The sequence below is a fragment of the Roseovarius lutimaris genome, from assembly GCF_900115165.1.
Classification (GTDB): Bacteria; Pseudomonadota; Alphaproteobacteria; order Rhodobacterales; family Rhodobacteraceae; genus Roseovarius; species Roseovarius lutimaris.
On record NZ_FOVP01000001.1, the window covers coordinates 1 to 11,544 of the forward strand.

An 11,544-nucleotide genomic window follows, 5' to 3' on the forward strand; every position below is an offset into this window, starting at 1 on the left:
ATTTACCAGTGGTGCTTGGATCGACGTGCTTACGGATGCAAAGATCAAGATCAGCATGGACGGCAAAGGCGCTTGGCGCGACAATCGGATGATTGAGCGGCTGTGGCGGTCACTGAAATATGAATGCGTCTACCTCAACGCTTTTGAGACCGGCTCAGAAATGCGGGCGGGCATCGGTAAATGGCTGACCTACTACAACTCTGAGCGCCCCCATTCGACGCACGGGTTATTGACCCCCGATGAGGTATACGCCAACAAAACAGAACCAATGAGATTAGCAGCCTGAAGTGAAACCCTGATCCATCTTAACAAGGCTGCAAACTGGTCGAAAAAGCAGGACCACCTCTCACCAACCCTCCCGGATTACGGTTCGAGGCGGTCTCGCTAAGATAATCGCATAGAACTGAAGTTCGGAATTTCTTCTACTGTCACACAACTTACTCGTAAAATCGTCACGTTGTGGCTGGGAACTTTTTCCAAGTCTTTCTTAGTGAAGGCGACACAGGAAACGACCAAATTTCCAGAGAATTTCATCAGGCAGTTTTTCCATCGCGAATGCCCTCACATAGAGGGGCATGAGCGATGGAAAAATCCTTCTCATGCACGTTGATGAACTTCAAATCATCCGTCGAAAAAAAAGTTCAGATACAGCTGTTCATTGCCACTCTACCAGCTTCCCAGATTCATCCCACAGGTACTGAAGTCAGATAAGGCAGTTGCTCCCTACAACGCTTCTTGTGGAGTGGCCTTTACAAGGGGTTTTGACATTGCGCGATGATACGCTAACATCCAACCAAGGTTAGCTTTTGGCGGCCCCGGAAGGACTTGAACCCTCAACCTCGGACTTAGAAGGTCCTTGCTCTATCCAGTTGAGCTACGGAGCCGCTGAAAGCAGTCTGCAAAACAGTCCGCGATAATCTACTACTTGCTAATCACCTTTAATTCAAAGTGAAATTTGGACTTGACCAACCGATTAGAAGTCAGGTGCTCTATCCAGTTGAGCTACGGGACCGCTGATCTGGCTTCTAGCGTGGGCGTGCGCCAAGATCAAAGCGAAAACGAAGTATGTGGCGTGGTTCAGGTAAACGGGTTGTCGTCATACTCGACCCCGGCCAGATAAAGCCCGTGCGGCGGGGCAACCGGGCCACAGGCGGCGCGGTCACGTTCGTGCAGGGCCGTGCGTACCTTGTCGGGAGTCCACGACCCGGCGCCGACGCGTTCTAGTGTGCCCACGACGCTGCGCACCTGATTGTGCAGGAACGAGCGCGCGCGCAGGTGAAAGCGCACCTCAGAGCCAAGCGACAGCGGGATTTCCTCGATCTCGATGGCATTCAGGGTTTTGACCGGGCTGGCCGACTGACAGATGGTCGAGCGGAAGGTGGTGAAATCATGCAGGCCAATGAGATGGGCCGCGCCCTCGCGCATCGCCGCAAGGTCAAGCGGGCGCAGCACCTGCCACACGAACCCACGCTCATGGGTTACCGGAGGGCGGCGCACCAGCACGCGAAACACATAGCGCCGCTCGGTCGCGGAAAACCGGGCATGCCAATCGCCCGAGACCTTTTCACAGCCGACAATCGCAATCGGGTGCGGTTTGAGGTGGAAATTCACCGCCTCTGTCAGGCGAAAGGTGTTCCAGTCGCGGGTAAGATCGCAATGCGCCACCTGGGCATAGGCATGCACGCCCGCATCGGTGCGTCCGGCGGCGGCGATGGTGTGGCTACCGGGTTCAATCTTGGCCAGGGCGGCCTCGATCGCGCCCTGCACCGAGGGGTGATTGGGTTGGCGTTGCCAGCCGACGAAGGGGGCACCGGAATATTCGACTTTGAGAGCGTATCTGGGCATGCGCCTGCGCATAAATCAAAACGCAGCCGCAGAAAAGACGGTATCGTCTTGCTCCTAGAAGTCCCCCTGACCGGCGTTTTGCTGCCAGGGTTTGACCAGATTGCCAAAGCGGGTGAACTGCGCCTCAAAGCTAAGCTCGACCGTGCCGATGGGCCCGTGGCGCTGCTTGCCGATGATCACCTCGGCCTTGCCGTGCAGGCGCGCCATGGCCTCTTGCCACTCGGCGGTTTTTTCAAGCTCGTGATCGCCGGGCTTTTCGCGCTCTTTGTAATATTCTTCGCGGAACACGAACATCACCACATCGGCATCCTGCTCGATTGAGCCGGATTCGCGCAGATCGCTCAGTTGTGGGCGTTTGTCTTCGCGTGATTCGACCTGACGCGAGAGCTGCGAGAGGGCGATCACCGGGATGTTCAGCTCTTTGGCGATGGCCTTGAGGCCCATCGAAATCTCGCCGATCTCCTGCACGCGGTTGTCCGAGGTGCCGCGCACCAGCTGGAGGTAATCGACAATCAACAGGTCAAGCCCGTGGGTCCGCTTGAGGCGACGCGCGCGTGCGGCCAGTTGCGAAATCGGAATGGCGGCGGTGTCGTCGATGAACAACGGGCAGGATTCAAGCGTCTTGGCGGCCTCGACAAAGCGGCGAAACTCGGTCTCGTCCATGTCACCCTGACGGATCTTATGCGAGGAAATTTCCGAGGCTTCGGCCAGAACCCGCGCCGCAAGCTGTTCAGCGCTCATCTCAAGACTGAAAAAGCCGACCACACCGCCATCCACCGCGCCCTCGGTGCCATCGGGCAGGGGGCCGCGCTTATAGGCCTTGGCGACGTTGAAGGCGATGTTGGTCGCCAGCGAGGTCTTGCCCATCGACGGGCGCCCGGCAAGGATCAGAAGGTCAGACTTGTGCAGCCCGCCCAGCATTTTATCCATATCCACCAGATCGGTCGAAATCCCTGCAAGCCCGCCTTCGCGCTGATAGGCGGCATTGGCCACGTTCACCGCATCGGTGACGGCCTTGAGGAAGGATTGAAAGCCGGATTCGGTCTGGCCCTGTTCGGCCAGCTGATAGAGCGCCTGTTCGGCCTCGACGATCTGTTCTTTTGGTTCGCTGTCGACATCGACCCGCGCCGCCTTGCCGGCAATGTTGTGACCAAGGGCAATCAACTCGCGCCGGATCGCAAGGTCATAGATCATCCGCGCATAATCGCGCACCGCAAAGGTCGAGATCGCCGCGCCCGCAAGCCGCGCAAGGTAAGCCGGGCCGCCAAGCTCCTTGAGGCCCTCGTCATCCTCCAGAAACGCCCGCAGGGTTACCGGCGAGGCGAGGTTGTTCTTGGCAATCCGCGCCGCGGCCGTCTCGAAGATGCGCGCATGTACCGGGTCATAGAAATGCTGCGCCCCGATGATCTGGGCGATGCGGTCGTAGATGTCGTTATTGGTCAGGATCGCGCCCAACAGCTGCTGCTCGGCCTCGATCGAATGGGGCATCGTGTCGGCGGCCTGAATTTCGGCACCGGTGGCGTTGAAACCTGCTATTTCGTTCATTTCTGCTGTCCCCGTTTTACGTCTTTTTGACTTGGCTCGTTTCTAGGCCAAGCCGCCCCGTTCCGCCACTTGTATAAACCTGTGGATGGTCTGCGGGATAAGTCGGTGCGTAAGCCTGCGCACCGGTTGATTTAATGGTATGTTGCGGCCTTGAGCGATAAACCTACCACATCTTGTGGTCGATTGCGATTCGCGATTGGGCTTGTCCACAGGCTCAGGGGATAAGTTTTATTTCTTGTTGTCTTCCTGCCACTTACGCGGATCGTTCAGAAAAACCTCGACCGCATCAAGCGTGGCGGCATCAAAGGCGCCCTGCGCGCGGGCCTCGGCCAACACATCCCACCAGGTGCAAAGATGGTGCAACGCGACCCCGTGATCGCCAAGCGTCTTTTCGGTTTCGGGGAAGATGCCGTAATAGAAAATCACCGCCGTATGGGCGCAGGTCGCCCCGGTCTCGCGGATCGCATCCACGAAGGAGAGCTTTGATCCGCCATCGGTGGTCAGATCCTCGACCAGAAGCACACGCTCGCCCTCGGACATGACGCCCTCGATCCGGGCATTGCGGCCATAGCCTTTGGGTTTTTTGCGCACATAGGTCATCGGCAGCGCCATCCGCTCGGCCACGAGGGCGGCGAAAGGGATGCCGGCTGTCTCGCCGCCGGCGATATTGTCAAACGCCTCGAAGCCTGCGTTGCGCATTACGGTGACGGTCAAAAAATCCATCAACGTCGCGCGGATGCGCGGATAGCTGATCAGTTTGCGACAGTCGATATAGGTCGGCGACGGCAGGCCCGAGGCCAGTGTGAACGGCTCGTCCGCGTTGAAATGCACGGCCTTGATTTCCAAAAGCATGCGCGCGCTCAGGCGGGCCATGTCCTGGGACGAAGGGTAAGAGGTCGGAATCATGCGCGTGGTCCTTTTTCGCGGGGGCAGCCCCGAAGAGATTTTATGCCTTCGGCGAGGATATTTGGAGCCAGAAGAAACCTAGCTGACACTCCAGTAAAGCGGAAAGCCGGGATCAAAGACCGTAACCGGGCCATCGTCGGTGTCGATCTTGTCAGGGCAGGGCACTGCGGTATCGTTTTTGGTCAGGGTCAGTGTCGCCTTGTTCGGCGCCAGCCCGTAAAAGGCGGGGCCGTTGAGAGAGGTGAAACCTTCCAGCCGATCAAGCGCGCCGTCTTCTTCAAACGCATGGGCGAGGATCGACAGGGTGTTGGTGGCCGTAAAGCACCCGGCGCAACCGCAGGCGTTTTCCTTGAGGGCATCGGTATGGGGCGCGCTATCGGTGCCAAGGAAAAACCGCGTGTCGCCAGAGGTGGCGGCGGCGCGCAGGGCAAGGCGGTGCTCTTCGCGCTTGGCAACCGGCAGGCAATAGTAATGCGGCTTGATTCCGCCCACGAGGATATGGTTGCGGTTGATGATCAGGTGATGCGTGGTGATCGTCGCGCCAAGATCGCGGTCGTTTGCTTTGACGTACTCGACCCCGTTGGCGGTGGTGATATGTTCCATCACCACCCGCAGGCCCGGCGTGGCGCGCCGGACCGGATCGAGCACCCGGTCGATGAACACCGCCTCGCGGTCAAAGATATCAACCTCGCTGTCGGTTACTTCGCCATGCACGCAAAGCGGCAGGCCGATCTCGGCCATCTTTTCCAGCACGCCGCGCACCTTGTCGAAATCGCGCACGCCGCTGGCGGAATTGGTGGTGGCGCCCGCCGGGTAGAGCTTGACCGCCGAAACAAGGCCGCTGGCATGGGCGGCGGCAACATCCGCCGGGTCTGTTTGCTCGGTCAGGTAGAGCGTCATCAGCGGCGTGAAATCTGCCCCCGCGGGGCGCGCGGCGAGGATTCGGTCGCGGTAGGCGCGGGCATCGGCGGCGGTCACCACCGGCGGCACCAGGTTGGGCATGATGATCGCCCGGGCAAAATGGCGCGTGGTTTCAGGCAGGACGGCGCGCAGCATGGCGCCATCGCGCAGATGCAGGTGCCAGTCGTCGGGGCGGCGGAGGGTCAGGGTTTGGCTCATGGCGCAGGCATTACACAATCCCGCAGGTCATGGCCAGAGTTTGATGCCCTGTCAGATGTCGGGCGCGCCCGCAAGCTCGTCAAGCCGGGTCTCGGCCCGGTAAAGCGCCTTGCGGAACCGTTGCCCGCCAAGTTTGCGATCAAGGGCGCGGCGGCAATGTATCACGGTAAGCCCATCGCGCTGATCCGACACAAGACGTTGCAGCAGCTTGATGAGATAGGGTGTATCGTCGCGCCGTGCGCGGAAAAGCCTGGCAAGGCTCAACCGGCTCACCTTGTTGGTGCTCATCTGCGCGAGAACCCGTGGGATCATGCCAATGCGCATCAGGCAGGTCTCAATCCGGTAGCCAAGATAGCGGGTGCGAAAGCGCATGACATTGGGGCGGGCGAAAAGCGCTGCATGCATCGCGTCAAGCTCGATCTCGGGGTCGTAGAGCAGAACCGCCATATCGGCGGCATCCAGCATATCGGGCGCATAGCCATAGCGATCGTCAAAACTGATCCGGCGCATTCTGACATAGCGATCATCCCATTCGGCGACCCGCGGATCTAGCGTGGCCTGAGGCGAGAGCATAAGAACTTTGGCCCCCGGGGCCGCTACCGAAAAGGCCGCAGCCGCATAGCCGCAAGGCCCGGCACCGTAAAAAATCACCTGTTCAAAGTCGTCAAAGAACCCATCGTCAATCAGCCGGTCGAAAAACCCATAGACGCGGCCATCGCGAAACCAGGTGTCGCCATCGCTGATCAGACCGAGATGCGACCAGCCAAGCGTTTTGATCATGTTCCAGCCAAAGGGCTGTGCCTGCGGCGATAGATCGGCCATCTTTTGATGGCTTTCAAAGGTCACCAGCAGGATCGGCTTGCGTTCCACAAGCACGGCCGCATGGCGCGCGCCGAGCGGCTCGCAATAGCCATCATCGCCCGCCAGATCATTGGCGCGCTCGCACCAATCCGCCCAGGCAAGATCGGAAAGATCGGCGTCAAACATTGGGGCGCTGTCTTGCATATCTGCTCGTACCTTATTTATGCCTGACCGCTTGGATGCGGCTTTGTTGAAACGGTTATGCGCGTGAACTTAGGCAAAACTTTGGAAAATCCATGTGCATTCCGGGGGCATCTACCACAATAGTCTCAGGCGCGCGCCCTTGACCATTGCGCGCCGCCATGCAGTTCTGGGCGCAACTCGGACACAAGCGGAGAGCCAAAGTGCAGAACCCCACATCCATCGACGCCGTCCAGGACCTTTTGACAGAGCAGAACTATATCTGCGGGCGGGGCCTTGGGACAGTTGCCTTCCTTGCGCTTACCCTCGGGCGACCGTTGTTTCTTGAGGGCGAGGCCGGTACCGGCAAGACAGAGATCGCCAAGGCCATCGCCACCGCGCTTGGCCGCCGCCTGATCCGGCTGCAATGCTATGAGGGGCTTGATGTCTCAAGCGCGGTCTATGAGTGGAACTTTGCCGAACAGATGATCGCCATCCGTACCGCCGAGGCGGCAGGCGGGGTGGACCGTGGTCACCTCAAGGATGAGCTGTTTACCCAGGACTACCTGATTGAACGCCCGCTTCTTCAGGCGATGCGCCCCCAATCCGGTGGCGCGCCGGTCCTGCTGATCGACGAGATTGACCGCACTGATGAGCCGTTCGAGGCTTTCTTGCTTGAGGCGCTGTCTGATTTTCAGGTGACAATTCCCGAACTTGGGACGATCCATGCGCCCGAACCGCCGATCGTGATCCTGACCTCGAACCGCACCCGCGAGGTGCATGACGCGCTCAAACGGCGTTGCCTCTATCACTGGGTTGACTACCCTGCATTTGACCGCGAGATCGAGATATTGCAGGCCCGCGCCCCCGAGGCCGCCGATCGGCTTTCCCGCGAGGTGGTCGCCTTCGTGCAGGCGCTGCGCACCGAGGATCTCTTCAAAAAGCCCGGCGTTGCAGAAACCATCGACTGGGCGAAATGCCTGCTCGCGCTTGATGTCATAAGCCTCAGCCCCGAGGTGATCGCCGATACTTTGGGCGCGATCCTGAAATATCAGGACGACATCCAGAAGCTTCAGGGCTCCGAGGCCAAACGCATTCTGGATGAGGTCAAGGCAAGCCTGGAACCGGCCTGATGTTTCTTCTTGGCAGAAATACTCTCGGGGGGTGTGGGGGGCAGACAGCCCCCCACCTTTTGCCATGAGCGAATACGCCCCGCTTGATCTGCCTGACAATCCCAGGCTCACCCATAACATAACCCATTTCGCCCGTGCCCTGCGCGCCGCCGGGCTGCCGATTGGCACCGGTCGGGTGATTGACGCCGTGCGCGCGGTGGCCATGGCGGGGTTCACCAGCCGGACTGATTTCTTTTACACCCTGCGCGCCTGTCTTGTGACGCGGCCCGAACATCTGGCGGTCTTTGCCCAGGTCTTTCGTCTCTACTGGCGCGATCCGCGTTATGTCGAACACATGATGGCGATGATGTTGCCCGCCATTCGCGGCGTCCAGGAAGACCGCAGTGCGCAGGCCGCCGAAAAGCGTGCCGCCGAGGCGCTGCTTGACGGGATAAGCCGTGACCTGCCGGAAATCGAAGAGCATGAAAGCGATGAAGTCCAGATCGAGATCGACGCCAGTACCACCATGTCGGGCGAAGAACGCCTGCGCCAGCTTGACTTCGAGCAGATGAGCACTGCCGAGATGAGCGCGGCCAAGCGCATGCTGGCGCGCCTCACCTTGCCGGTGAAACCCTTTGCCTCGCGGCGCGGCGAAGCCAGCCCACAGGGCCGCCGGATTGATGCGCGCCGCAGCCTGCGCGCCGCCCTGCGCCATGGCGGCGAGATGCGCCGCATCCATCGCAAAAAGCCGCGCGACCGCTGGCCCAATCTGGTGGTGATCTGCGATATCTCCGGCTCGATGAGCCAATATAGCCGGATGGTTCTGCATTTCCTGCATGCGGTCGCCAATCAAAAGGGCGCGGGCTGGGCGCGGGTGCATGCCTTTACCTTTGGCACGCGGCTGACCAATATCACCCGGCAACTGGCCACGCGCGACGTGGATGCCGCGCTTGCCGCTGCCGGGCGTCAGGCGCAGGACTGGGAGGGTGGCACCAAGATCGGCGCCTGCCTGCACGCGTTCAATCGCGACTGGTCGCGCCGGGTGATGGGGCAGGGCGCGGTGGTGCTTTTGATCACCGACGGGCTTGACCGCGACGCGCCCGAGGCGCTCAGTCATGAAATGGAGCGCCTGCATCTGTCCTCGCGGCGGCTGATCTGGCTTAATCCCCTGCTCCGGTGGGAAGGTTTTGCACCCAAGGCTCAGGGCATCCGCGCCATGCTGCCGCATGTGGATGCATTTCGCGCGGGCCATTCCATCGCCACGCTGGAAGATCTGGCACTGGCCATCTCACGGCGCGACGATACTGGTGAAAAGGCGCGTCTGATGGCCGCGCTCGAGGCGCAGGATTGAGATTTTTCGGCGAAAAATCTTGGGAGGGCGCCGCGATGTTTGTGCTAGATTTCGCCTTTCGAGGGAGAAGATGATGACCCGATTTGACGATATTCCCGAAACCGCCCTCGCCTGGCATCGCGCAGGCAAGGGCGCGGCTCTGGCCACCGTGGTCGAAACATGGGGCAGCGCGCCGCGCCGGGTCGGCAGCCAGCTTGCGATTTCCGGCGCAGGCGAGATTGCCGGCTCGGTCTCGGGCGGCTGTGTCGAAGGTGCGGTGGTCGCCGAGGCATTGGATGCGATCGAGGACGGCAAGCCGGTGCTGCTTGAATATGGCGTCTCCGACGGCGATGCCTTTGCGGTTGGCCTTGCCTGTGGCGGCACCATCCGGGTATTGGTCGAACCGGTCGGCCCGGTCCTGCCCGAGCCGCTTCTGGCCGATCTCTGTCTGGCCCGCGAGGCGCGCGTGCCGGTGGCCTATGTCACCGGCATGGCGGTAGAGCGGCGACTTGAGCGCGAAGGCCATGGCGCGCGCTTTCGCATGGATCGTTCGGGCTTTGAGGAGGACGGCGAGACATTCGTCGCCATTCACAACCCGCCGCTGCGCCTGATCATCGTCGGCGCGGTGCATATCGCGCAAGCCCTTGTGCCGATGGCGCGGATTGCCGGTTATGACCCGCTTTTGATCGACCCGCGCGAAAGCTTTGCCTCAGAGGCGCGCTTTCCGGGGGAAACCATCCTGTTTGATTGGCCCGATGAGGCGGTAAAGGCTTACGGCCTTGACAGCCGCACGGCGCTTGTCCTGTTGACCCATGACCCCAAGCTTGACGATCCGGCCCTCGCCGAGGCGTTGCGCTCGGATGTGTTTTACATCGGCGCTCTGGGATCGACCCGGACCCATGCCAAGCGGGTTGAGCGGCTTGAGCAGGCCGGGTTTTCAGCGCATGAGATCGCGCGCATTCATGGCCCCATCGGCCTAGATATCGGCGCGGCGGGCCCCTCCGAGATTGCCCTGGCGATCCTCGCGGAAATCACCCGGGTTCTAAGGCTTGGCGCATGAAATTCGGGTCCGTTCCGATTGACAAGGCCATGGGCGCGATCCTCGCCCATTCCGAGCAATTGCCGGGGGGGCGGCTGCGCAAGGGGGTGGTGCTGGACGCCGATCACGTCAAGGCCTTGCGCGCGGCGGGGTTCAGCGAGGTGACCGTGGCCCGTCTTGCGCCCGATGACCTGCACGAGGATGCCGCCGCCGCAGAGCTTGCCCGCGCGCTCATGGGCGAGGGCGCAGACATCCACCTGAGCGCGCCTTTTACCGGCCGCGTCAACCTGAGCGCCGAACGCCCCGGCGTGGTGCGTCTTGATGCGGGTAAGATCAACGCCGCCAATGCGGTCGATCCGATGATTACCGTCGCCACCGTGCCCGATTTTCACCAAATCCACATCGGCGGCATGATCGCCACGGTCAAGATCATCGCTTACGGAGTGCCCGGCGCGGCGCTTGCGCAGGCGGCCACCCTTGCGCGCGGCGCGGTGCGGCTGGTGCAGGCAAAGCACAAAACCGCCAGCCTGATCATCACCGACACCCCCGGCGGCCCCGGCACCAAGGGCGCCGAGGCGATTGCCGCGCGGGTCACCGGCCTTGGGATGGAATTGATCGAGACCCGGATATGCGCCCATGATGCCACCGCCCTGGCGCAGGAGATCGGCGCTGCGACAGGCGAGATCGTGCTGATCCTCACCGCCTCGGCGACCTCTGATCCGTTTGACACCGCGCCGCAGGCGCTGCGGCGTGCGGGCGGCGAGGTGACGCGCTTTGGCATGCCGGTCGATCCCGGTAACCTGCTGTTTCTCGGGCATCTGCGCGGCACCCCGGTGATCGGCCTGCCCGGCAGCGCCCGCAGCCCGGTTTTGCACGGCGCCGACTGGGTGCTGTCGCGGGTGGCCTGTGGCCTGCCGACGGGATCGGCGGAGATGGCGGCGATGGGGGTGGGCGGCCTGCTCAAGGAAATCCCGACCCGACCCCAGCCACGCCGCGCCGGGCGGGGCTGAATTTCAACAAACCGGGTTCTCAAGGGGTCGGGGGCATGCTTTAGTCTTACTGGACAGTCAGGCCGATCCGATTAAGGTCTGATCTGAAGCGACATAAAAAACCAACGGGAGGTGCTAATGCCACAGGTCAACATGACCGTGAATGGCAAGTCCGCGTCGGGCCAGATTGAAGGCCGCACGCTGCTTGTCGAATTTCTGCGAGAAACCCTTGGACTGACCGGCACGCATGTCGGCTGTGACACAAGCCAGTGCGGCGCCTGCGTGGTGCATGTGGACGGGCGTGCGGTCAAGGCCTGCACCATGTTCGCCGCCGAGGCCGAGGGCGCCGAGGTTCTGACCATCGAAAGCATGGCCGCGCCCGATGGCACGCTCAACACCATTCAACAGGCGTTTCAGGATCATCACGGGCTGCAATGCGGGTTCTGCACGCCGGGCATGGTGATGTCGGCGGCGGCGCTTCTGGCCGAAAACCCCAAGCCGACAGAGGCCGAGGTGCGCAATTACCTTGAGGGCAATATCTGCCGCTGCACCGGCTATCACAACATCGTCAAGGCGATCCTGGCCGCATCCGGCCAGGACGTCAGCGCAATCGCTGCCGAATGATGCGTAGGGTGGGTGAAACCCACGCCACCTTCATGACACGGACCCCAAGGGAGG

Annotated in this window: 11 protein-coding genes and 1 tRNA gene; 6 read left to right on the plus strand and 6 right to left on the minus strand. The window is 61.3% G+C overall.

Going from position 1 to position 11,544, the window contains the following annotated elements:
- Window positions 1–286: integrase core domain-containing protein (locus BMZ91_RS00005; RefSeq protein ID WP_143076275.1), on the plus strand; the 286-nt coding region annotated here is incomplete at its 5' end.
- Between the two features lie 521 nt (window positions 287–807).
- Here the strand turns inward: BMZ91_RS00005 and BMZ91_RS00010 are convergent.
- From BMZ91_RS00010 to BMZ91_RS00035, 6 genes are all read right to left on the minus strand, one after another.
- A tRNA-Arg gene (locus BMZ91_RS00010) sits at window positions 808–884 on the minus strand.
- Window positions 885–1,077: 193 nt separating this feature from the next.
- Window positions 1,078–1,845, minus strand: coding sequence for a tRNA pseudouridine(38-40) synthase TruA (gene truA, locus BMZ91_RS00015; protein ID WP_092833080.1), 768 nt, complete (start codon window positions 1,843–1,845; stop codon window positions 1,078–1,080).
- A 54-nt stretch (window positions 1,846–1,899) separates the two neighbouring features.
- Window positions 1,900–3,390 (minus strand): replicative DNA helicase, encoded by a 1,491-nt coding sequence (locus BMZ91_RS00020; RefSeq protein WP_092833082.1) that lies wholly within the window; start codon window positions 3,388–3,390, stop codon window positions 1,900–1,902.
- A 228-nt stretch (window positions 3,391–3,618) separates the two neighbouring features.
- The gene (locus BMZ91_RS00025; RefSeq protein WP_092833084.1) at window positions 3,619–4,296 is read right to left on the minus strand and encodes an orotate phosphoribosyltransferase; all 678 of its coding nucleotides are present in this window, start codon (window positions 4,294–4,296) and stop codon (window positions 3,619–3,621) included.
- Between the two features lie 78 nt (window positions 4,297–4,374).
- A complete protein-coding gene (gene pyrC / locus BMZ91_RS00030; protein ID WP_092833085.1) occupies window positions 4,375–5,415 on the minus strand; it encodes a dihydroorotase in 1,041 nt (346 codons plus the stop codon).
- Window positions 5,416–5,466: 51 nt separating this feature from the next.
- Window positions 5,467–6,420: a phosphoadenosine phosphosulfate reductase gene (locus tag BMZ91_RS00035; RefSeq protein ID WP_092833087.1), complete on the minus strand. Its 954-nt coding sequence runs from the start codon at window positions 6,418–6,420 to the stop codon at window positions 5,467–5,469.
- Window positions 6,421–6,620: 200 nt separating this feature from the next.
- Here BMZ91_RS00035 and BMZ91_RS00040 point away from each other — a divergent pair, with 200 nt between their 5' ends.
- The 5 genes from BMZ91_RS00040 to BMZ91_RS00060 all read left to right on the plus strand — a co-directional run bounded on the left by BMZ91_RS00040 (window position 6,621) and on the right by BMZ91_RS00060 (window position 11,490).
- Window positions 6,621–7,529, plus strand: coding sequence for an AAA family ATPase (locus tag BMZ91_RS00040; protein WP_092833588.1), 909 nt, complete (start codon window positions 6,621–6,623; stop codon window positions 7,527–7,529).
- A 64-nt stretch (window positions 7,530–7,593) separates the two neighbouring features.
- On the plus strand, window positions 7,594–8,859 hold the full coding sequence (locus BMZ91_RS00045; RefSeq protein ID WP_092833089.1) for a vWA domain-containing protein: 1,266 nt from the start codon (window positions 7,594–7,596) through the stop codon (window positions 8,857–8,859).
- 73 nt (window positions 8,860–8,932) lie between these two features.
- Window positions 8,933–9,898 (plus strand): XdhC family protein, encoded by a 966-nt coding sequence (locus BMZ91_RS00050; protein ID WP_092833590.1) that lies wholly within the window; start codon window positions 8,933–8,935, stop codon window positions 9,896–9,898.
- A complete protein-coding gene (locus tag BMZ91_RS00055; protein ID WP_092833090.1) occupies window positions 9,895–10,887 on the plus strand; it encodes a molybdopterin-binding protein in 993 nt (330 codons plus the stop codon). The genes BMZ91_RS00050 and BMZ91_RS00055 overlap by 4 nt, the downstream gene beginning before the upstream one ends.
- Before the next feature lie 117 nt (window positions 10,888–11,004).
- Complete coding sequence (locus tag BMZ91_RS00060; protein WP_092833092.1) at window positions 11,005–11,490, plus strand: (2Fe-2S)-binding protein; 486 nt, start codon at window positions 11,005–11,007, stop codon at window positions 11,488–11,490.
- Window positions 11,491–11,544 lie beyond the last annotated feature (54 nt).